Raw genomic sequence first — 24659 nt, forward strand, 5'->3', positions numbered from 1 at the left:
TGCTAACAGCCCGTATTTTTAGTCGAGTTTAGTGATGATAAACTCCGTTCTTCTATTAACAGCATGCTCTTCTTCAGAACATGTTGATTCAGTCTTACCTTCGCAACTGCAGTTATTTAAAAGTTTTGATTCACCGTATCCTTTACCAACGATTCTAGATTTATCAATACCCTTATTTACAATGTAAGTTACACTTGCCATTGCACGGTCTGTTGACAGCTTCATATTAGAAGCGGCACTCGAACGGCAATCTGTATGGGAACCTAATTCAATAAACATGTTCGGATATTCGTTCATTACTTGTACAATTTTATCTAACTCTATGGCTGCATCTTTACGGATGGTAGACTTAGCCAAATCGAAATAAATTGGTTTCATGTCAATCATTTTAGCAAGGTCCATACCCACTTCCACTTTTCCTAAAGATAAATTGAGAGATTCATTCATGTTAATCTCTCCCGACTTTTCGATAGTATGTGTAAAAATTACTGTTCTTTGCAGGTAGCCTGGCTTCTCAATTCTAATCAAATAAGTGAGCTTGTCGCCAATACGGTTTGAAAGTAAAAATTTAAAATAATCTCCTTCGGCAGTTGTTGTATAATTATCAATTTCAGTATTCGTAGCAATATCAGTTACTTTTAAAGTAACCCCTTCCAACAAGGCTTGTGTTTTGCCGTCGGTAATAACTGCACGCAAAAATAATTTTGGATCCTTTTCTAAAAGTAATTCCTTAGTAAAACTTTCATCTAAAGAGGATTTACTAGACATTTCATCTTCAACTTTAAAATAATCGTCTTTTAAGGCGGCCAATTTATAATCAGTATCTTCTTCTGCTATTGTATTGTATTCTCCCTTGTCATCGGTTAAAACAGTGTCGCCATTAATAACAACCTTTGCGTTTGCAATAAATTCTCCTGACAATTTATCTTTAGTAATAATTTTAACCTCTTTGCCTCGTTTTATTTCGCGCATGATTTGTAACTGGTAAATATCATCATCCATTCCGCCGGCTTTGCGATTCGAACTAATAAATCCATACTTGTTATCTTCCATTAAAAAAATGCTAAAGTCATCATTCTTACTATTAACAGGCTCACCCATATTATATACACGAGTGGGCATATCTAAAGACAGTTGTGTTTCATAAATATCTAATCCTCCTAATCCATCTAACCCATTTGATGAGAAGTATAACACGCCATTCGATGACACAAAAGGAAACACTTCGTTGCCAGCTGTGTTTATTTTGTCGCCTAAATTAATAGGGGCGCCCCATGAACCCGAAGAGTCTTTTTTACTCATATAAATATCCATTCCACCTTTTCCTCCTTCCATGTCGGAAGAAAAATAAAGAACAAATCCATCTGCAGAAATGCTTGGATGCGCGTAATTATAATCGTTGTTATTAAATGGCAAAGCTTTAACCATGTTAAAGCCATTTTCATCCATGCTCGCCTCAAGAATTTTTAGTTTGTAAGTTTTATCTTTTGCCATTTCTGCTTTGCTGGCATTATTTCTTGTAAAATAAACAAGATTAAAGTCCCGTGTGAAACAAATTGGACCGTCGTTATATTTTGAATCAAGATCACCCATAAAAACAGTTGGGGTCATGTCTGCGCCATTCTCATCCTTTTCTGTAGAGTAAAGATTCATATAACCTCCCTGTGTCCAGCCTTGTTGTTTTGTAATCCAACTGGTTTTTGTGCGTGTTGAGGCAAAAACAACAGCGTCATGAAACATAACGGCACACATATCGTTCTGAGGTGAGTTGTATGAAACCGGAGTTACACTGTAAGCGTCAGCATTTCGAGAATATGTTTTCATTTTGGCATAAGAGGAAGCAAGATTTAACCCTCTACTATCCGCTGCATACTTTTCAAAATAGGGTTTAGCCTCTTCGCTTTTCCCTGCTTCTACTAGTGCTTGGCCATAATAAAGTTCTTGAATGGGTTCCGCGACACCCTGTCTTACTAGAGCTCCATAACAGAGTAGCTGGCCTTCGGTATTATTTGTTAAGCGGTATGCGTTACCAAGATTTGATAATATTATCTTATCAGTTGTATCACTTCTCATGATTTTTTCGTAGTAGGGGATGGCCTCTGAATAAGACTGTGTGTTGTAATAGAGATTTCCTTTTTTCTTAGCAATTGCTATCGCTTTAGCATTTGGAGCCGCGCTAGTTTTTTTGTCTGGTGTTGGTTCTGCAACCACAATTGTTGTATCCACTAAAGATCCAATTGGTGCTTCTGTAACAACCGGCTCGGTAGTAATTGAGCTAGTTTCTTCAACAGGAGTTACTGCGTCGGTTACGGTTGTTGCAGCCGGAGCTAATTCAGTAGTTACTGCTGGAGTTTCAACTGGTATCACAACAGGAGTATCAGTAGAAATAATAGCTGTTGAATCAGATGTTTGAGAATTTAAAGAGAAAGAAATACTAACTAATAAAAATGCTAATTGTATTTTATAATATGCCATAAGTTGTTTATTCAAAAAATTAGAAATAACGCGGTGTAGTAATTTGTCTTCCTGTGAAAGAAAATAAATAATTAAGAACAATTTCATGCGAACCCTGAGAATACTTTTGAATCTTATTCACACCATAATCATATGAATAACAAACAAGAAACTGTTTGTTAACCTGACAACCGAGTATTAAGGAAAGGGCAGATCCTGTTCTGAAATTTAATCCAGCCCATATAAAATCCTTTACCAATAAATTTGCGCCGATATCAAACTGCAGCGGCGCATTCACCACGGCTTTCATCATGATGTTACCTCTTAATTTAAACTCTTCATTAATTTTATGTAGATACCCTGCAGTAAGGTAATATGTAAAAAGACTGGCTTTTACTTTAGTGGTTTTAACCGTACTACTTCCATCAGGACCAAACTTTACTTTATTATCGACTAAACGAGGAATTGAAAGCCCTACATACAAGGTTTTTGTATTGTAATACAATCCTAAACCAAAATTTGGAGCAACAACATTGGGCGAGTTTCCAAATTGTGGATCAGCGACAGCATTGGCTTCGTTACTTACCTTTAAGGTATTGAGTCTGTTATTTTGATTATCAAGCCCACCCATCAACCCCATTGCAAGAGTACTCTTGTCATCAAATTTTATACGGTACGCATAATTGGCATAAAGAAGCGTTCTATTCATTACACCAACTTTTTCATTTAAAATACTTAACCCAACACCCATTTTGTTGCCTTCAAGTGGGCCGTGGAGCGAAAAAGACGTGGTGATTGGTCTACCCGGAAAGTTTACCCATTGCTGCCTGTGAAGCAGAGTAGCACTCATTGCCTCTTTACTACCAGCATAGGCAGGATTGATGAACGTTTCATTAAACATATATTGTGTAAACAGAGCGTCGTATTGAGCTTTAACTGTTTGAACAGTAATAAAAAGCATGCAACTTAATACAACTGTTTTTGTTTTTATGATGTTATTTTTCATAGAGTTCTTTCTTATGTATTATTAGTACTGCAATACAACAAATCCTGTGATTGCTTTCTGACCACTACCTTTCATATCCAGTATATAGAAGTAGGTGCCTTGTGGCAATTTGTTTTTTCCTAAAGTTCCAGATACGTTCGGAGTGCCATCCCAGGTATTATCATAATTGGCGTTATAATAAACTTTATTGCCCCAACGATTAAAGATGGTGATTTCATTATTACCACTTGTTGATAATCCCTGAATCACAAAAAACGGATTTATGTTATCACCATCGGGAGAGAATCCTTCAGGAATAAACAGCGTATGCGTGTTAGGAATCAGCAATGTTGTAGGCACGTTATCACTAGCTTCATTACATACACCGTTTGCATTAATATCAGGATTTGTTCCTGCATTTGAAATATCCGTTAATCTCAAAGGCTCTTTGGAAATTGCAACGGCTGATCCGAAGGCGCTGTTGCTTATAGAGGTTATTACACCTGGAACTACATTAATAGTAAAATAAACCGAACGCGTTGTATTTGGTGGAACTTTACTTTTAGTAGAATCTAACAACTGGCTTTTAGTATCACCATTGTATGAAGCGTTTACAACAAGGTCACCGGTTGAAAAAGGACCCGAACGCATGCTGTATGTTGCCGGATTTTTAATTGTATTTTCAAACAAACTGTCTTTTAAGGTGATATTGTGTAAAGTATCATTTCCTAAATTGTGAACAGTTATGGTGTAAGTAATATCAAATCCGTCATTGTCGGACTTATGAATTTCTCCAATTTTTGTAACACCAAATAACATACTCGGGAAGAAATTTACACTGGTTGGAATGTTGTTATTATACGGAGTTTTATCACCATCAGGATTAGGATTCAATCCAGTGTTCGAAGAATCACTCATCGTAACATTTTCTATTGTTGTTGCTTCACCAACAACCGAGTTTTTATAATCTGTTAAGAAAAGAGTTGGCTTCACCTTAATTTTAAATTGAATAACTGTACTGTCTTTACTGATTAATGAATTAGTAGAACTACTCGTTAATAAATTTGTTTGAGAAGAACCATTGAAAGACATGTTTAAGTCAAGCGGTGTTCCTCCAATTGTTTTAAGTGAATCTGCCATTACGGTAAATGTGGCTGGCGCAGGGAATGTTTTTGATAAATTTTCAGTAAGGGAAATTCCCGTTAAAGCATTTTTATCATAACTTTTTGCAACAACGGTATAAGTTAGGTTATAAGAGCCGTCTGGGTTTATTTCCGGATCAGAAACCGCCTTAGCAATACCAAATGTTCGTAACGCACAATCTACTGGAATTAAGTATAGGGTTGTATCTTTTGTACAACCAGCGTTATCAAATAACCTTATAGAAAATGGTATTATTACTGCAGGGTTAGATAGATTGGATGCGATAATTCCATTTGTAGGAATATTGGCAGCTGTCAAATACGTGGCAGTTCCGGTGTAGCTTGTACCACTAACCAAATCATACTTGTCTGCAAGAACAAAACCAAACACAGAAATACTTCCATCGTTTCTACTAACGCCATTCGTGTCGCACGAAGAAGGAGAAATTGATGCGGTTATTGAAACGGTAGTGTGGGTGCCAACCGTTACAATTGCGCTTCCACTGCATGTACTTGAAATATCGAGTACAACAATGGTGTATGTTCCCTGACTAGATACGCTAGGGTTTTGCACATTACTGGTAAATCCAGATGGGCCAGTCCAACTGTAAGCCGGATTTGTTGTAGTATGCAGAGCGTTAAGTGTAACCGTAGTTACAGCACAACCAATACTTCCAGAAGCCACTGCTGTAACTAAGGGAATAGAATTATCTGTTCGTACGTCTACCGTTACTGTTGCAACACAGCCTGTAACATTATCTGTAACACTTAATGTAAAGTTACCCCAAACATTCGTAATAACCGGACTCTGAACACTGGAACTAAAGCTTTGAGGGCCAGTCCATGCGAAAGACACATTTGTATCTGTACACGCACCGACTAATTGAGCAGTAGGGCTACCACAGCCAATCGTTCCAATACTAACAGCTGTAACTCCACTAGGAAGTGGATTTACGAATACATTTACTATAGCACTTCCAAAACATAAACCTCCATTGTCTCCAATCACGGTGTATGATGTAGATGTGATTGGTGATTCTACAATAGACGATGAATTAGAACCGTTTGGCAACCAAGTGTAATTATTTGCACCAGTAGCCGAAAGAGTTACAGAAGATCCGACACAAAGGGAGAAATTTGAAGGAGATATATTAATAGTAGGCGTCGGGAATACTGTTACCGGTAATGAAAATGAGCCTATACAACCACTACCATCGTCGGCTAACAGCGTATAAATAGTCGTTACTAATGGAGTTACAACGAGAGAGTTTGTTACCTGAGCACCTGGATTCCAAGTATAGCTTATACCGCCACTGGCTGTTAAAGTTGAGGTGCTGCCTAAACATAAACTGGATGGATTCGCCGCCAAAATAATATTAGACATTGGGTTCACAGTTACAGAAACGGTTGTAACACCTGAGCAGCCATTCGCATCGATACCGGAAACCGAATAATTTGTTGAAGCAAGAGGGCTGTCTATAACATTACTACCTATTAAACCGCCAGGAACCCATGTATAATTTGATGCCCCGCTTGCAGTTAAAGACACGGTGCCGCCGGCACAAATTAGAGTAGGCGAGGCGGTAGCATTAATAATAGGATTTGCATTTACTTGGATGGCAATTGTAGTGCTTCCTAAACAAGATCCACCATTACTGCCAGTTAATGTGTATGTAGTATTATTTGTAGGATTCACTACAATTATATTACCAGTTAAAGAACCAGGCATCCAAGTGTAGTTATTTGCACCAGCTGCAGTTAATGTTGACGAACCTCCTGTACAAATTGCAGTATTGGTAGCAGCAGCTATAATGTTGAGTCCCGGCACAACATTTACCGTAATCGTAGCAAAATTAGGACATCCAGCAGCATTAAAACCAACAACGGTATAAATTGTTGTACTACTCGGAGTATCAATGAAAGTGTTACCGCCAACCAAGCTCGGAATCCAGCTATAGGTAACAGCTCCAGAGGCAGTTAACGTTGTTGAATTACCAGTACATATTGTTTGTGGATTGGCAGTTAAATTAACCGAAGGAAGAGGTACGACTGTAACACCAATTGTAGCAGTAGAAATACAGCCACCAGTGTTAGCACTTACCGTGTAAATGGTTGATGCAAGAGGTGTATCTATCAATGGATTGATGATAACATTATTTGGTTGCCATGTATAAGAAAATGGACCACCGACTGCAAATAATCCAACGGTGAAACCTGCACAAACTGATGGGCTTGTAGCACTTATAGAAATAGGACTCGATGGAAGAACATTCAGTGTAAAGATAGCCGAACTTGTGCAGCTTCCTATTGAACCAACTACACTATAAACAGAAGACGTAGAAGGCGCTACACTTATTGATGACAATGTAGAGCCAGTACTCCATAAATAATTTACAGCACCAGACGCTGTTAGAACCGCTGTAGATCCCGCGCATATTGGATTCGCACTACTTTGTATTGCTAAAGTTGGCGTGCCTGAAACAAATATAGTTATAGTGTTCATGTTTGTGCAACTTCCTATGCTTCCAATGACGCTATATGTAGTGGTAGTGGTAGGACAAACAACAGCGTTTGAACCAAAAGAACCAATGCTCCAGGTATAATTGGTTGCTCCGCTTGCAGTCAACGTAGCGCAACTTCCGCCACAAATAGAATTGGAATTAGCTGATATACTTACAGAGGGCGCAGGAACGATATTCACCGCGACAGTGGCTTGGCTGGTACAAGCTCCACTTGTGCCAGTTACTGTATAAATGGTACTTCCAACAACAACAACTGCTACAGTTGATCCTATGTGTGATCCTGGCATCCAGGTGTAATTTGTTGCCCCAGTTGCTGAAAGAGTGGTTGTGATACCCGTTCCACACAACAAAGATGGTGATGCCGAAGCATTGATATTAAAAGCAGGACTTACCAATACAAGTACTGTGGATGTACCAGTACATCCACCAGATCCTGATCCAGTTACGAGGTAAACTGTAGATGCAGTTGGTGTTACCACAACTAATCCTCCACTTAAATTACCCGGTTGCCAAGTGTAAGACAAGGCTCCACTGGCTGTTAATGTTGAGCTACTGCCCGCACAAACATTTGATGGGTTTGCTGATGCATTAAGTATTGGAGCATTTGTTACAGATACTGTTATAAAGGCAACATTACTGATACAACCTGTAGCTCCTGTTCCAAAAACAGAATAGGTTGTTGTAGCTCCAGGGCTAACAAGCCTTGCTGCTGAGGTCGGCCCATCGCTCCAAACATAGGTGTTTGCTCCGCTTGCAGTGAATGTAGCAGATCCGCCAGGACAAATACTTGCTGCAGACGGATTAATACTAACTGTTGGTGTTGGATTTACAATCACTGTTACGGTTGTGGATCCTGTGCATACACCAGAATTACCTGTTAAAGTATAAATGGTGGTAACGGTAGGGTTAACAAACACATTAGGTCCAGATAAACCACCAGGTGACCAAAAATAGGAAGTAGCTCCACTACCGGTTAAGGTGGCATTTGCACCAGCGCAAATAGCTATTGGTGTTGCAGTTGCGCTTAATAATGGCGCTGGGAATACAGTAACACCAAGTGTTGTTGTTTTTGTACAACCCGAAGCATTTGCGCCTGTTACGGAGTATACAGTTGAAATAGAGGGTTTGGCAAAAAACGAAACTAAATTAATATTGCCTGGCTGCCAAGTATAAGATACGCCGCCACTTGCGCTTACAAAAGAGCTGTCTCCAGCACAAATACCTGTTGGTGTTGCGCTGGCTAAAATATTTGGTGCAGCAATTACCGGAAGACTTCCAACAAATGGCGCACTTACGCAACCAGATGCATTGGAACCCACAACGGTATAACTACTTGTGATTGTTGGGCAGGCAATTGCACTTAAACCAGTGGTGGTATAAATTAATGCTCCAGAAGGAATAAGTGTTGCGCAACTTCCAGCGCATACTGTAGTTGGCGTATAACTTGCATTAACCGTTGGTATTGGTGCAACCGTTACCGCCACAGTATTTTGACCGGAACAAGAACCGTTAGCCCCTATAACTGTGTATGTTGTATTTGAAGTTGGACTAACCACAACACTGCTTCCTGAGAGATTACCAGGTTGCCACGTATAGCTTGTAGCGCCACTTGCGGTTAAATTAACTGAACTTCCATTACAGATAGTTGTTGAGGAAGGCGTTACACTAACAACAGGAACAGAACTTACCACCACTGTAGTATTTGCTGTTGCGGTACATCCTAATGCACTTGAGCCCGTTACTGTATAAAAAGTTGTGGAAACAGGGCTCACGGAAACAGGCGAGCCATTCATTCCGCCTGGTTGCCATGTATAAGAAACGCCACCACCAGCTGTTAATGTAGAGCTTCCGGTAGGACAAATAGTTGTTGGGTTTGAAGAAGCACTAATGATAGGAGCAGGGTTTACAAAAAGGGTTCCAGTAGCACTATTGGTGCAACCTGAAGCACTTGTGCCAATTACGGTGTAATTGGTTGTAGTAACTGGACATGCAATTGGGCTTATTAAACCAATCGTGACATAGGACGTACCGCCCGATGCAGACAGAGTAGCACAGCTACCAGCACAAATTGTTCCAGGCAAGAACGTACCGCTGATAACAGGAATAGGAGCAACTGTTACCGCTACAGTATTTTGACCAGAGCATGAACCATTGGCACCTAAAACTGTGTAAGTAGTACTGATTGTTGGGCTGACTAAAACACTGCTTCCTGAAAGATTACCAGGCAGCCAAGTGTAATTGGTAGCGCCACTTGCGGTTAAATTAACTGAACTTCCATTACAGATAGTTGTTGAAGAAGGTGTTACACTAACAACAGGGACAGAATTTACCACCACTGTTGTATTTGCTGTTGCGGTACATCCTAATGCACTTGCGCCCGTTACTGTATAAATAGTTGTGGAAACAGGGCTAACGGTAACAGGCGAGCCATTCATTCCGCCTGGTTGCCACGTATAAGAAACGCCACCACCAGCTGTTAATGTAGAGCTTCCGGTAGGGCAAATAGCTGTTGGATTTGAAGAAGCGTTAACTATCGGCAAAGGATTTACAACGACTGTAACAGTTATAGGGCTGCTAACGCAGCCAGCTGCACTAGTCCCTGTGATAGTATAAAACGTATTAACCAAAGGGCAAACTACAAAAGAGCCTCCGCTTATATTATAGCTGCTTGCGCCGCCTGGTGTGATTGTAGCACAACTGCCAGCACATATTGCTGTTGGACTTGCAGAAGCGTTGATAATTGGGATAGGAACTACTGTGACACCCACAGTTGTTTGATTGACACAACCAGAGGCATTTGCCCCCGTAACTGTGTAAATAGTGTTTGCTGTAGGGCTGAGTACAGCTGTTGCTCCAGTTGAACCACCTGGCATCCAGGTATAGTTAAGTGCTCCTGAAGCTGTGAGGGTTGTAGAACTTCCAATACAGACTGAAGCGGATGAGGGAGTAATAACTATGGTTGGTAAAGGACTTAAAATAGGATTAATGGTTTGTGTGTTAACACAACCCGCCGAGTTTGTGGCGCTCACGGAATAGCCACCAGATATGGTTGGTGTAACAACAATAGAGGATGAATTTATCGCACCAGGATTCCATGTAAAAGCTCCAACAGCAGATGGAGCCACTGCAGATAAAGTTGTTGTATTACCTGGACACGTTGAAACAGGATTGGCACTTAGAGTTATACCAGGGCCGGGATCTACGCTGATTGTCTGAACAGCTTGACCTGTGCAGGAACCACTGGCGCCTACAAAAGTATAAGTAGTCGTAACTGTCGGCGTAAAAACGATGGGGTTTGATGAACTACCCCCTGGATACCAAGCAACTGGGGTGCCATTAAATCCTAACAATTGCACTGGAGTGCCTGAACACACCGAACTTGTTGCCGCGCCGGCTGGACTTATCAGAAAGATAAGAACTACCGGAGGCGAAGTTTGGCCAATTGTGGTTGTGACAGCACTTGTACAGCCAGCTGTGGAAGTAGCTACGGTGGTATAAACAGTTGCAGCGGCCTGTGAAATCGTAACAATAGAGCCAGTCAGACTTCCGGGATTCCAGGCATACGTATTTGACTCTGTGCTTAAGGCTGTGAGTGTTGCTGTCTGTCCAGGGCAAAGGCTTGAGCTGCTGCTGACGACATTAAAGATGGGGTCGGGGTTAACTGTTACCTGAAGTGTATATGTTCCGACGCATGTTCCGGTTCGCGCCGTTAAGGTATATATGGTTGTTATAGTCGGTGTGACAATTATACTAGACAAAGTAGAGCCGCCAGGCATCCAGGTGTACTGCGAGGCGCCTGATGCGCTTAAAGTGGAAGCAGTATTACTGCCGGAAGCACAAAGGTTGGACGGAGAAGCACTGAATACTGTTGGGGGCACGAACTGAAGATTAACAATTCTTTTTAATGGCGGATTACAAATTCCTACTGGGGACATTTCCAAAGTATAATTTCCTGGTGTGGCAGTGGTTATTACCTGATTGGTATTCGAAGTAATACCACTTCCGGCAGGTCCTTTCCACACATAGGGTCCGAATCCAGACGGTGCGCCCAATGTAGCGGTTGTACCGCATTGCACTTGCGGCGAAACTGTGGTTGATGGCATAGCAAGCGTGGTTGAATTAACAGCCAGGTTCATTGAATTACAATTTGAATCAAAATACGCATAACCAAAGTGGCCGGTAGCCGAACAATCGCCAACAATAATTTCTACGGTGACGTTAGGGTTAACAGTATTGGTAATATTAATGGCTGACATATCAACAGAAAACTTCTGCCAACTTGAAGTGGTTTGTACCGTATTGCCACCGTTAACGACTGTTAACCATGTTAACGGCCCTACACCCGCACAACCACTTCCACCAGAACTTGGCGCAATTATACTGAAACTAGGGCAAGTTGTTTGAAGCGTTCCATTATCATCCCTAAATTTTACCTGCATGTATGGGGTTGAGGTACAGTTGTGATTTGGGGCATCTTGCATAACTGCCCAATAGGCAAATTCAAACACATAATTTGTTGAAGTTACCGGAAAGGTTTGTGTGAGTTTGATAACAACAGCGCCAGTCGCTTGATCGTTTATTCGAATCGCTTTATTCCCAGGAAATGGAGAAACGGGTATCATACCAACAATTGGGTCAGAAAACGGCAAAGAAACTATGGAAAGTTGACTCGCCGCGGTGGTACCAGAAGTTGTTGTTGGATACTGAGTTGAGTTTAAGTTAATTCCGTTCTCAAAGCTCCAGCCAGTGATTACACCACTTTCAAAACCTTCGTTGACACAAGGCGCTGCGTTAATAGTTCCTGAACTATATTTACCAAGCCACGACTGAGCATTTGCATTGCTTTTGAGGATATAATTTTGATGTAAATTATACTTATCCATTACGAATTGCCGTTTGTACAACTGTATTGCTTTGGTATGATCCGCACCGGTAAGCCCCTCGCCAGTGGCCATAATGCTCGCCTGGCCAAAATCAAAACCCTGGAGAGAATCTTGCGAATACACGGGCGCAAATGAAATATTGCTTATTTGCGAAAATAAGCTTGTGTTAGAAAATGTTAATAGGGCCACGAAAAAGACCAGTATACGTGTGAGTCTCATAAAATAATATCTCTAATATTGACACTAAACTTACTACAATTTTTTAAACATTTTTTGGCTATTTTTTTAATTTGAACGCAACCTTTTATAACTGATTAATTATCAATATGTTAACAATTTTTGTTTTATTAAGATTTGTCGGTTAATTAGTGAGTGGCTATTGAAAACAGGGCTTTTTCTGCTTTTTTGATCAAAAAATTAAAAATTGAAAGATAATTTTAAAGACACTTATTCATTAAATTTGAAGGTTTATGTCGATAAACACAATAGCACTTTTACCCGATCATGTTGCAAATCAAATTGCTGCCGGTGAGGTGGTACAACGACCTGCAAGTGTGGTAAAGGAGCTGCTGGAGAATGCCATTGACGCGGGCGCAACGTATATTAAACTCATTATAAAAGACGCTGGGAAAAGCCTTATTCAAGTCATTGATAATGGAAAAGGGATGAATCCTTTTGATGCACGCATGTGTTTTGAGCGCCACGCTACTTCTAAAATAAATAAAGCAGATGATCTGTTCACCCTTACTACCAAGGGCTTTCGGGGTGAAGCGCTGGCAAGTATTGCAGCGATTGCGCAGGTAGAATTAAAAACAAAACAGGAAGAAGATTTAGTTGGTCAGCATATTGTTATGGAAGGTGGGAAAATGATTTCGCAAAGTGAATGTCAAACTCCAACCGGTACATCGTTTATTATTAAGAATTTATTTTACAACATTCCAGCGCGACGTAATTTTTTAAAGAGCGATCAGGTTGAACAAAAACATATTATTGATGAGGTGGAGCGGATTGCAATTCCACATACGAACGTACATTTCGTTTTGCAAAGTAACGGAAATGAAATCTTAAATCTGCCTCAAGGAAATTTGATGCAGCGCATAAAATCTTTGTTGGGGAGTTATATTCAAAAAGAATTGGTGCAGATTAACGAAGACACTTCTTTTGTAAAAATAGCAGGCTACGTGAGCCTTCCGGGCTCTGCTGTAAAAACAAAAAAAGAACAATATTTTTTCGTAAACAATCGCTTCGTAAAAAACCCTTTCTTAAATCATGCTATTTATGAAGCCTATAAAGAACTGATTAGTTTTCAATCGCACCCTAAATATTTTATTTTTTTAGAACTCGATCCCAAGCACATTGACATTAATATTCATCCAACAAAAACAGAGGTAAAATTTACTGACGACAAAACTGTGTACATGCTTTTGCTAAGTTCGATTAAACGAGCCCTGGGAAAAGCAAATGTTTCTCCTTCGCTCGATTTTGAATCAGAAACTGGTATTCAACATGAAAATGCGGAAGTTGGAAAAGTATACACGCAACCAAAAATAAGTTATAATACAAATTACAATCCATTTCACTCTCCGGCTTCTAATGCTGGTAATCCAGCTTTAGAAAAAGCAAATAAGCAAAACTGGGAAAGTATGTTTGAAGGATTTAAAAATAATACCGAAACCGTTATGGCAGCTCCAGAGCAAGAACAACAGCTCATGGAAGAAATAAAAAAGGAGTCTATTGACTTCAGTGTATTTCAATTGAACTTCAAGTACATCATTACGGCTTATAATCAAAACGTAATGATCGTTGACCAACAGAGGGCTCACGAGCGCATTGTATACGAACATTACATGAATTCGAAAAAAGAAAACAGTGTTCCGTCGCAACAATTGTTATTTCCCGAACAAATTGAGATGAGTGCAAATGACTTTTCATTAGTAAAAGGTTTGCTCGATGAATTTAAGTTTTTAGGATTTGAATTTGAAGTGTTTGGTAAAAATAGTATTGTAGTAAATGGTACCCCGGCCGACATGCAAGACTTTAATGTTGTACAAACTATCGAGGGAATAATCGAAACTTATAAATTAAACACCATCGATGCAAAAGTTGAAAAGAAAGATAATTTGTGCCGAGCCATTGCAAAAAATATTAGCATTAAATATGGCAAAGCACTTGAACAAGAAGAAATGAAATTGTTACTCAATCACCTCATGCAGTGTGAAAACCCTTTGTATACGGCTAATGGCAAGGTGGTGATGATGAATGTAGAGTATAACGATGTAGAACGTTTTTTTAAAAAGTAATGAACTTTAATAATCAATATAGACCTGGTGGTTTTGGTGGTTTGCCTGTAGTTACCAAAAATATTATCATCATAAACGTTATACTTTATCTGGCAACCGTTCTTGCGGAAAGCAGAGGAATAGATTTAGTAAAATACCTTGGTTTGCATTATTTTACGGCACCAGACTTTAGGCCGCATCAATTTGTTACCTACATTTTTATGCACGGAAGTCTTATGCATATTTTTTTCAATATGTTTGGAGTATACATTTTTGGTCAGGTGTTAGAACAAGTGTGGGGGCCAAAACGTTATTTAATTTTTTATATTTTAACTGGCTTTGGAGCGGCTTTAGCGCAGTACATCGTTATTTATTTTTCGGTGAGTGACCTGGTTCAGTCTATTGATTTGGTTCAAACTAATTTGAGCGATAAAACATTTACAGAATTATTTAATTCAAGGGACTTTAGTGCGCGTATTTCTCGCGAGTTTATTCCTGATTATGAAAGTTTTGTGAATCAATATAACGCAGCGCTAAATGACGGCTCGCCGCGCGCTATGGCATTGGCTTCACAGTTTCTTCTGGATTACAAACATCAGTTTTTAAATTCACAAGTAATTATTGGCGCCTCTGGATCTTTGTTTGGCTTATTAGGAGCCTTTGGGATGTTGTTTCCAAACAGAGAATTGTATTTGTATTTTTTCATTCCAGTAAAAGCAAAGTGGTTGGTCATTGGATACGGCGCCATTGAATTATTTTCAGGTTGGAAAAATGATCCGCTTGATAATGTAGCGCATTTCGCACACATTGGTGGTTTAGTAATTGGTGTTATTCTCGTTTTAATATGGAGAAGAGATAGAAATAATTTTTATTAAAAACTGAATGGACTTTTTAAAAAACATAAAAGATAATTTTCAAAAACAAGGGGTTTTAACACAAATCATTATTATTAATGTGGCTGTTTTTTTAACAGTTAACATTGTAGGAAATGTTTCTCACTTAAACCTCCTTCAATATCTAGCGCTGCCTATAGGCGCTCAAGTATTCTTATTCAAATTTTGGACACTATTCACATACATGTTTACGCATGCAGGATTAGGACATATATTTTGGAACATGGTTTTATTTTATTTTATGTCGCAAGTATTTTTCACCATCATGGGGCAGAAAAAATTACTTTACTTATATGTGATGAGTGGGGTTAGCGGCGGTGCACTTATGCTCATTTTAGGTTTAATTTTTCCTGAGCAATTTCAGTACGCTTCTTTAATTGGCGCTTCTGCGGCTGTAATGGGTGTTGGAGCAGTTATGGCAGTTTATTCACCAAATTATAAAGTTTATTTGTTTGGCATGTTTGAACTTTCGTACAAATTCTTTTTTCTTGGCGTTTTTGTTTTAAACACAATTATTGATCTATCAGAAAACACAGGAGGAAAAATTTCTCATATTGGTGGAACACTATTTGGCTTGATTTATGGTTATTATTTGAAACAAGGGATCGATCTTTTTAATATTTCACTCAAGGCAAAACAAAAACACAATTTAAAAGTTGTGAGTCGAAGCGGTTCTTACAGCGAGTCATCAGCCAGTAAAAAGACAAGTGAAGAACATACCATGGATGAATTACTAGATAAAATCTCAAAAAGTGGTTATGATAGTTTAACGAAAAATGAAAAAGATGAGTTATTTAGACTGTCGCAAAAAAAGTAGTATCTATCATCCATAAAAGTAGAAGCATCGAATTGTTAATAATTCCACTTACACTTTTAATGATAATTGTTGTTATTATTTTATATTAGTGAGCCCTAAATGAAAATAAAATACGCGGCCATACTTATTATCTTGTTTTTGAACTGCGTTTCTTTGTTTTCGCAACCTGCAAAATTTTTGCATATAGAGGATGCCGATGAGCATCTTAAGCATGGAAATTATTTGAGTGCTATTCCTGTTTACCAAAATGAGTTAAAAAAGGATCCGGATAATACAAAGGTTAAACATAAACTTGGACTTTGTTATTTAAACACGCGCATAAGCAGAGAAGATGGGGTTATCATGTTAGAAGCAGCTTCCAGGGATCCTAAAATAACGGAAGACATCTGGAAAGATTTAGGAAAAGCGTATAGTTTGACTAATAAACTAGAAGACGCTATTTCAGCTTATGAAAAATTCGCTGAGCTAAAACCGAAGCAAGCATCTGAAGTGGATATATATATTACCCAGTGTAAGAATGCAATAAAAATGATGCAAAAACCCAGCCATGTTACTTTTCAGAATCTTGGAAAAGAAATTAATAGTGATGAGCCGGACTACTATCCGTTTATAGATAAAGATGAAATGTATTTGGTTTTCACATCTCGTAGGAAGGAAAATATTGGTGGAAAAAAAATCGAGATCGACGGTTATCGTAGTAGTGATATTTATCAAAGCATTATTGATGCTAACGGTAACTGGACAACCGCAAAAAATGCAGGGCGGGGAGTTAATACGAATTTGGACGAGCAGGTTACAGGCTTAAAGTCTGATGGATTAGAAATGTATGTTTATTGGGATCACATTGATAAATATGGCGACCTGTATATCGCGGGCCGTAATGATAGAACAGTTGATTTTGGAAAGGCAAAAACTGTTGGGAGCCCTGTTAACGATAAAATTGAAACAAGTGGTTGTGTAAGTGAGGACGGCAGCATTCTTCTTTTCGCAAGAAGAGATAAAATTTCTGATAACAGTGACTTATACATGAGTCGCATGTTACCTAGCGGCAATTGGGGTGTTCCGCAAAAGTTACCTGAAATTATTAATTCCCTTTATAATGAAGATTTTCCTTATTTATCCTATGACGGCCAAACTCTCTATTTTTCGAGTGACAATCCAAACTCTATGGGAGGACACGATTTATTTAAAACCAATTGGAATCAAAAAACAAATGAATTTTCAAAGCCGCAAAATTTAGGTTACCCAATTAACTCGACGGACGATGACAAGAGTATTTGTGTTACAAGTGATAACCGTTTGGCATACGTGAGTTCTTTCCGTCCAAATGGGTTTGGAGATTTAGATATCTATAGAATAAAATTTGATGACGCTGAGCCGGTAAGTGTAATATATACAGGTCAGTTTTATATGGGAGATACTATTGCTTCAAAACAACCAAAAAAATATAGTATAGAAATAATTGTTACGAATGTAGCCACCAATTATGAGTACACATTTATACCTCACACAAAAACGGGCCACTACATGATGGCAATGCCAGCAGGGAAATATAAGTTAACAGCACAATCAACCGGATTTATTACTTACACCGAAGATATTACGGTAAGTGACATGGGGAAAATAAACATGGAGCGTAATAAAAACATCGTTCTAAAGAAAGTCAAGAAAAAATGAAAGACTGGTTAAGACATTAAACAAATTTCTTGTGTAAATGTTATTCTTTACAAATTCTTAAATCGCATACAATGGATAGAAAAGATTTTATAAAAAAAGGAACGCTGAGTGCTTTTTTTCTTGGCGTATCTTCTGCCTTCGGTAATGTTATAAGTAGTGCTATAAAAGGTGGCAACAAATACCGTGGCATAGAAGGTGTTTTTTCACCAACCAATACGCACATGGTAGGAGATGGATTTAAGGTGATGAATTTCTTTCCAAACGGCAAAGGATTTGAAGAACGTATGAGTCCGTTTTTTTTATTAGATTTTAATGCTGAGGTTAATTTTCCACCTTCAGAAATTTCAAGAGGTGTGGGTGTTCATCCTCATAGAGGAATTGAAACAATTACCTTTGCTTATAAAGGAAGTGTGGCGCATCATGACAGCGCTGGTAACAGTGGGGTAATTAATCCGGGCGATGTGCAGTGGATGACTGCAGGCGGAGGGGTGCTTCATAAAGAATATCACGAAAAAAATTTTGATAAAGTAGGTGGAGCTTTTGAAATGGTGCAGTTGTGGATTAACCTTCCTAAAAAACACAAAATGGTTCCGCCAAAATATCAAAGTATTTTACATAAACATAAACCTAAAATTGATCTTCCAAAAAACATGGGATCGGTGCATGTTGTTGCGGGAGATTTTCTGGGCATCAAAGGTGTTGCTTCTGTTTATTCTCCAGTTCATATTTATGACTTTCATTTAAATCCAACTGGAGAAATAAATTTTTCATTGCCTGCGAATTTTAATTCAGCGATTTTAGTCATTGATGGTGGTATAACATTGAATGAAAATATAGAAGTTGCCGAAAACCATTATGTTCAATTTAAAAATGAAGGTGGTGAAATTCATATCAGGGCTTCTAAAAAAAGTATTTTACTTGTATTAAGTGGTGAGTCTCTCAACGAACCTTACGTTAGCTACGGACCATTTGTAATGAACACCGAGGCAGAAATTAAACAAGCCATTGAGGATTATAATAATGGGAAGTTTGGTTTTTTGGCAGACTAATTATTCATACTTCAATGACTTAACAGGATTGCTGAAAGCTGATTTTAAAGCATGAAATAAAACAGTTCCAAGTGCTATCGTTATTCCGGCAAGGGCAGAAAATATAAAGGCCCAAAGACTTATGTTTATTCTGTAAGCAAAATTATTTAACCAGTTGTTCATTATAAACCAGGTTAGGGGCCAAGAAATTAGCGCGGAAATAAAAACAAGTTTCAAAAATTCTTTTGACATAAGATTAATTAGCGAATAAATTGGTGCGCCCAAAACTTTTCTTATTCCAATTTCTTTTGTGCGTTGCTCTGCGGTGAATGAAGCCAGCGCAAAAAGCCCCATACATGCAATAAAAATAGCTAAGACGGAAAAGTAACCAACGAGTTTCGCAAGATTATCTTGTGATTTGTATAGCTTTCCTAAGTTTTCATCCATAAAAAAATACTCGAATGGATATTCCTGAGAAAACTCATTCCATTTTCCTTCAATAAATTTTATTGTGTTTTTTACATCTTTTGGTAGGATACGAATTATAATATACTTTGTCCAATAAATTTTGTTGCGTTTATCTGCAAGATCTAAAACAAATGGACCTACGGTTTCTTTGAGTGAAACAAAGTTAAAATCTTTTGCTACACCAATTACGCGCTCGTGACCACTCGGAGTGAAAAATTGTTTACCCAGAGCATTGTGAGGCTCTCCCCAGCCAAGGTGTTTCACCATGGCCTCATTAATAATTACCGATAATGAATCGTCACTTTTTATATTTTTATCAAAGGCTCTGCCGGCGACTAGTTTTATGTTGAGTGTTTGAACAAAATCAGGGCTCACAATTAAAGAAGGAAAATAAATCCATGTTTTATTTGGTGCCATTCCCTCGTAATTGTATTCATGTGTGTTATGACTTGCGCCGAGAATGTCGTTCATTGTTGCAATGTTTATGATTTTACCACTAGAACGTAGTTCTTCCGAAAAAGGAATGTACGCTTTTGCCATTGGTGGTCGAACAGGTAAAACGATTACTTGATCTTTTTTGAAACCAAGATCTGCACTTCGCAAATACTTTAGTTGTTGGTAAATTATGATTGTACCGATTATTAAACCTAAAGAGATGGCAAACTGTATGACTACCAAACTTTGCCGAAACAATTTGCTATTTTTTCCAAGACTAAATGCTCCTTTTAAAACATTTATTGGTTCGAAAGCTGATAAAAATAAAGCCGGATAAATTCCAGAAACAAGTCCTACTATAATCGTCACCACCATTAACAGCGATGCGTTTTTCCAATTAAAAAACAGGATAACCGACAGGTTCTTTCCAGAAAAAGAATTAAATAACGGCATTAATACTGCGACTAATCCAAACGCAAGGATCAGCGCAAAAAAACTAAGCAAAAGAGATTCTCCTAAAAATTGTTGAATTAATTGAGATTGGTAAGAGCCAAATACTTTCCTCATTCCAACCTCCTTGGCACGATTTGTAGAACGTACGGTAGACAGATTCATAAAATTTATGCAGGCAATGATGAGAATAAAAATTCCAATAGCAAAAAAAATGAAAATATCTGATTTGTCAGCATTTGGTTCGAGTTCGTAATCTAATTTAGAAGTTAGATGTATGTCACCTAGTTTTTGAAGATACAACCTCGCTTGAGGAATAATAAAGTCAGGAAAGTATTTTTTGATAAATGAAGGAAATTGTTTTTCGAGCTCTTCAGGGGAGACACCTTCTTTTAGTAAAATATAGGTCCAACAAGGATTCCAGACCCAGTTCTTAGAACCGATGTTAGGACCTATAAGTGCTTTTAGTGTAGAAAACGAAATAAGGCAATCGAAATGTATGTGAGATTGTGCGGGCATTTTTGCGAAGACGCCGTTCACCATTAATTCGACTTTGCCGTCATATTTAATAATTTTTCCAAGAGGATCTTGATCGCCAAAATATTTTTCTGCAAGTTCTTGTGATAAAACAATTGAGTTAACTTCACTCAATGCTTTTTCTGGATTTCCAATTAAAAGTGGAAAATTGAATACACGAAACAAAGTAGAGTCTGCAAAAAAAGTTTTTTTCTCATTAAACTTAATATCCTGGTACTGTAAGGTATGGCTCGCCTCCTGAAAATTAAAAAATCGCACAGCTTGCTCAACAAGTTGCGGATAGTCATTAAGAACAGCCTGTGCAACCGGAAAGGGCTGGCTGCACGAGTTTTCACCTTGACCTTCTTCCGCATCCAGTTTTTCGCACACACGGTATATTCTATCCTTTTTTGTGTGAAACGCATCGAAGGATAATTCATCTTTAACAAATAAAATTATTAAAGAAAAACAAGCAATGCCGATTCCGAGTCCGCAAATATTCATGATAGAATAAAACCTGCTTGTAAACAAATTTCGCAAAGAAATTTTTAGGTAATTTTTTATCATTTTAGTTTTTGTCATTTTACAAATTAGATGCTAATCGTTTAATTCCTTACCTCCATTACAACTTCACCGTCTAACAAATGAATGGTTCTATCAGCAAATGAAGCGTCGTGGTTAGAATGTGTTACCATAACAATTGTGGTTCCTGTTGCATTTAGTTCTGTCAATAAATCAAGCACTTCATTTCCATTTTTGGAATCTAAATTTCCGGTAGGTTCATCGGCAAGAATTAATTTTGGTTTTGTAACGACGGCACGTGCAATTGCAACACGTTGTTGTTGTCCGCCGGATAATTGCTGTGGGAAATGATCTTTGCGATGAGCAATTTGCATACGCCGCATGATTGTTGTTACACGTTCTTTTATTTCAACTGAAGAAAGATCGTGGTATAAAAGAGGTAATTCTATGTTTTCTGAAACGGTTAGTTCGTCAATTAAATTAAAATTTTGAAACACAAAACCAATATTTTCTTTTCTAATGTCTGCGCGTTTTTTTTCGGAGCGGTTGTACATTTGTTTATCATTTAACTTATACGAGCCACGGGTTGGTGTATCCAATAATCCAAGAATATTGAGAAGTGTAGATTTTCCACAGCCGGAAGGGCCCATGATGGCTACAAATTCACCTTCCATAATTTCGAGAGAGCGAATTCTTAGTGCTAGTGTTTCTAATTCATCAGTACGAAATAATTTTTTAAGATCTTCCAGTTTTATCATTAGAGTTTACAATAGGTGAGTTAGTCACAAAGTAAACCAGACAAAATGAAATTCTAATCCCCCGATTTAGGGGATATGTATAAGCGGTAAAAAAGGATTGTTAGTTGGTGACTTAGCGGAGAAGAGGTGTTAATTAAAAAACCAAAGTCACCAAAGTACCTTCGCCTTCGTTTGATTGTATTTTTATTGCTCCTTTGTGCAGTACCATTATTTGTTTACAAAGACTTAATCCAATGCCGCTTCCCGTTTTTTTAGTACTAAAAAATGGAATGAAAATTTTATCAAGGAGTTCTGGTTTAATACCTCCACCATTATCAGCAACTTTTAGAATCACTTTTCCGTTGAAAGATTCAGTTGCGAGAATTATTTTTGGATTTCCAATATCTCTTACTGCATCAATTGCATTTAGAACCAAATTAATCAACACCTGTTCAATCAATGCCGGATCTACTTCAAAGAAAAGAAAAGGATCACGTAGGATAACTTCTAGTTCTATTTTTTTCTTTTCTAATGTTGGCTGCATTAATTGTTGTACTTGTTCAAACAATTCCATCACCATTACCTTAACTACAGTTGCTTTGGTAATTTTACTGAGATTCCGATACGTTTCAGTGAATTTTAATAAACCTTCACTTCTTTTTTGAATAGTACTGATACCCGTTTCTATATCGCTTAAAGTTTCCTTTGAATTTTTAGGATCGCGAATAGACTCCTGAACATTATGTTTTAGAGTCTCAGCCAAAGAAGAAATTGGCGCTACGGAGTTCATAATTTCATGCGTCATAACACTTAACAGTTTTTGCCAGGCCTTTGATTCTGTTTCATCTAGGGCTTCGTTAATATTTTGAAAGGCAATGAGTTTGTAAGTTTTATTTTCACTTTGAAAAGTAGTTGGGGATAATAATATTTTATAGACACTTTTATCCTTTGTAATAGAACCAATAACATTGTTGCCTACACTAAGTGTAATAATTTGATCGTATAATTCTTTATTACGTTTTTCGAGTGAATGAATAGTTTTTAAATACGGGATTTGAAGTAGATTTTTCAAGGACTCGTTCATCCATAATATTTCACCACTTTCTGTTTCGTAAGATAAAATACCCGTGTCAACAATTTCGAGAATGGTTTTAAGATGTAAGTATTGAGTTTCTTTTTCTTTACTTATGATTTTAAAAGTGTCGTTAATTTCATTAAATCCCGTCCGGAAAGGTTGCAGTTCAGCCGGGGCTCTCTTCACATCAAAATACCTCGAAAAATCCCGGTAATGAACTGCCTCTACAAATTGTTGAATTTCACTTTGCGCTTTTTTATTGAATTTGTAATAGTCTATGAAAAGGAAAACAATAAGGGGAACGATGATTAACTCCAGCAAATACCAACCTTTAACTAATGCAAAAGATGCCAGTAGTAGTGTTGCAAAAACAAGCAGCACTTTTATAAATATGTTCCAACCAAAACGTTTAAATTTCATACTTACTTAATCTGCGGTACAAGGCTGTGCGCGTAATGCCAAGTTCTTTCGCAGCCTTGGTTATGTTTCCATTGTTTTTTTCAATCGCTCTCAGTATGGTTTGTTTTTCGACGGCGCTGAGTTTTGTTTCATTGCCTTCTTCCGAAATTAATTTTGATCCTGATTCTATTGGCGAAAAAATAAGATCGCTTGCTTGGATCTGTTCGCTGTCCGCCATAATAACAGCGCGTTCTATACTGTACTGCAATTCCCTTACATTTCCTGGAAAGCGATAGTCGCATAATTTTTCTAAAGCTTTGGAATGAAATTCGGCTTTCGGTTTAAAATATTTATTTCCATAAAACTTTAGAAAGTGTTTGGCCAAGAGGGCTATATCACCTTTCCGTGAACGCAAAGGAGGTACAATAATTTCAACGGTATTGATACGATAAATTAGATCCTTTCTGAATTTATCTTCGTTCGCTAATTCAGTAAGTGGTAAATTGGTTGCGCAAATAAGTCTCAAGTTAATGGTGATCTCATTATTGGTTCCAAGGCGAACAACCTTTCTATTTTGCAATACACTTAATAGTTTTGCTTGTTGGTGTAAAGAAATATTTCCAATCTCATCTAAAAAAAGTGTTCCACCATCAGCGGCTTCAAAACGTCCTGCGCGATCTTCACGCGCGTCTGTGAAAGCTCCTTTTTTATGGCCGAATAATTCACTTTCGAATAAACTTTCAGTTAAAGAGCCGACATCTACTTTTACATAGGATTTATTTGCACGTAAGGAGCGTTGATGAATAGCTTGTGCAATGAGATCTTTACCTGTTCCATTTTCTCCCAAAATTAAAATGTTAGCATCTGTTGGGGCAATTTTTTCAATTTTACTAAAAATATCGCGCATCACATCGCTCTCACCAATTAAGCCATACTCTCCAAAGTTTTGTTTATTGTTCTTTTTCTCAGCCCCTTTTTTCTTTAATACATCTTGTATTGTTTCCGTTAACTTCTGATTGTTCCAAGGCTTTACAATAAAATCATCAGCCCCTTCTTTTAAAGATCTTATTGCTAAATCAATATCAGCATAAGCAGTAATCATAATTACACACATATCAGAATGAAACTCTTTTATACGTTTTAACCAATATATTCCTTCGTTACCAGTGTTAATAGACGCATTAAAATTCATATCTAACAAAACAAGATCAAAGTTTTGTTTTTTAAGAAGTCCAAGTAAGTTTTCAGGATTTTTTTCGGTAACAACTTCTAACACTTCCTTTTTAAGAAGTAAACCGATGGCAGTGAGCACATCTCTGTCATCATCTATTACTAATATGCATGCTTGTTTTAAATTCATAGAACAAAGTTTGTCTG

12 protein-coding genes are annotated in these 24659 nt (G+C 37.9%); 5 read left to right on the forward strand and 7 right to left on the reverse strand.

The annotated features are described in order from the left end of the window. Positions 1 to 18 precede the first annotated feature (18 nt). The 3 genes from P2086_RS05085 to P2086_RS05095 are packed head-to-tail and all read right to left on the reverse strand — an operon-like array spanning position 19 to position 12205. On the reverse strand, positions 19 to 2475 hold the full coding sequence (locus P2086_RS05085) for an OmpA family protein (RefSeq protein ID WP_317899357.1): 2457 nt from the start codon (positions 2473 to 2475) through the stop codon (positions 19 to 21). Positions 2476 to 2494: 19 nt separating this feature from the next. Next, positions 2495 to 3460, reverse strand: a complete 966-nt coding sequence (locus tag P2086_RS05090) for a PorP/SprF family type IX secretion system membrane protein (RefSeq protein ID WP_317899358.1) — start codon at positions 3458 to 3460, stop codon at positions 2495 to 2497. 21 nt (positions 3461 to 3481) lie between these two features. Then, on the reverse strand, positions 3482 to 12205 hold the full coding sequence (locus P2086_RS05095; RefSeq protein ID WP_317899359.1) for a T9SS type B sorting domain-containing protein: 8724 nt from the start codon (positions 12203 to 12205) through the stop codon (positions 3482 to 3484). A gap of 251 nt (positions 12206 to 12456) precedes the next feature. Here P2086_RS05095 and mutL point away from each other — a divergent pair, with 251 nt between their 5' ends. From mutL to P2086_RS05120, 5 genes are all read left to right on the forward strand, one after another. After that, positions 12457 to 14286: a DNA mismatch repair endonuclease MutL gene (gene mutL / locus P2086_RS05100; protein WP_317899360.1), complete on the forward strand. Its 1830-nt coding sequence runs from the start codon at positions 12457 to 12459 to the stop codon at positions 14284 to 14286. Beyond that, complete coding sequence (locus P2086_RS05105; RefSeq protein ID WP_317899361.1) at positions 14286 to 15140, forward strand: rhomboid family intramembrane serine protease; 855 nt, start codon at positions 14286 to 14288, stop codon at positions 15138 to 15140. The genes mutL and P2086_RS05105 overlap by 1 nt, the downstream gene beginning before the upstream one ends. Before the next feature lie 7 nt (positions 15141 to 15147). Further along, entirely contained in the window at positions 15148 to 15975 is an 828-nt protein-coding gene (locus tag P2086_RS05110) for a rhomboid family intramembrane serine protease (RefSeq protein ID WP_317899362.1), read from the forward strand. A 99-nt stretch (positions 15976 to 16074) separates the two neighbouring features. Continuing rightward, positions 16075 to 17652: a hypothetical protein gene (locus P2086_RS05115; RefSeq protein ID WP_317899363.1), complete on the forward strand. Its 1578-nt coding sequence runs from the start codon at positions 16075 to 16077 to the stop codon at positions 17650 to 17652. Positions 17653 to 17723: 71 nt separating this feature from the next. Continuing rightward, positions 17724 to 18701 carry a pirin family protein gene (locus tag P2086_RS05120; protein WP_317899364.1) on the forward strand — a complete coding sequence of 326 codons (978 nt, stop codon included), beginning with the start codon at positions 17724 to 17726 and terminating at the stop codon, positions 18699 to 18701. Here the strand turns inward: P2086_RS05120 and P2086_RS05125 are convergent, their stop codons facing one another. The 4 genes from P2086_RS05125 to P2086_RS05140 all read right to left on the reverse strand — a co-directional run bounded on the left by P2086_RS05125 (position 18702) and on the right by P2086_RS05140 (position 24642). After that, positions 18702 to 21116, reverse strand: coding sequence for an ABC transporter permease (locus P2086_RS05125; protein ID WP_317899365.1), 2415 nt, complete (start codon positions 21114 to 21116; stop codon positions 18702 to 18704). Positions 21117 to 21154: 38 nt separating this feature from the next. After that, positions 21155 to 21829 carry an ABC transporter ATP-binding protein gene (locus P2086_RS05130; RefSeq protein WP_317899366.1) on the reverse strand — a complete coding sequence of 225 codons (675 nt, stop codon included), beginning with the start codon at positions 21827 to 21829 and terminating at the stop codon, positions 21155 to 21157. A gap of 133 nt (positions 21830 to 21962) precedes the next feature. After that, the gene (locus tag P2086_RS05135) at positions 21963 to 23303 is read right to left on the reverse strand and encodes a sensor histidine kinase (protein WP_317899367.1); all 1341 of its coding nucleotides are present in this window, start codon (positions 23301 to 23303) and stop codon (positions 21963 to 21965) included. After that, positions 23293 to 24642, reverse strand: a complete 1350-nt coding sequence (locus P2086_RS05140) for a sigma-54-dependent transcriptional regulator (RefSeq protein ID WP_317899368.1) — start codon at positions 24640 to 24642, stop codon at positions 23293 to 23295. The genes P2086_RS05135 and P2086_RS05140 overlap by 11 nt, the downstream gene beginning before the upstream one ends. Positions 24643 to 24659: the final 17 nt, after the last annotated feature.

It is taken from the genome of Aurantibacillus circumpalustris (assembly GCF_029625215.1).
GTDB classification, from domain to species: domain Bacteria; phylum Bacteroidota; class Bacteroidia; order B-17B0; family Aurantibacillaceae; genus Aurantibacillus; species Aurantibacillus circumpalustris.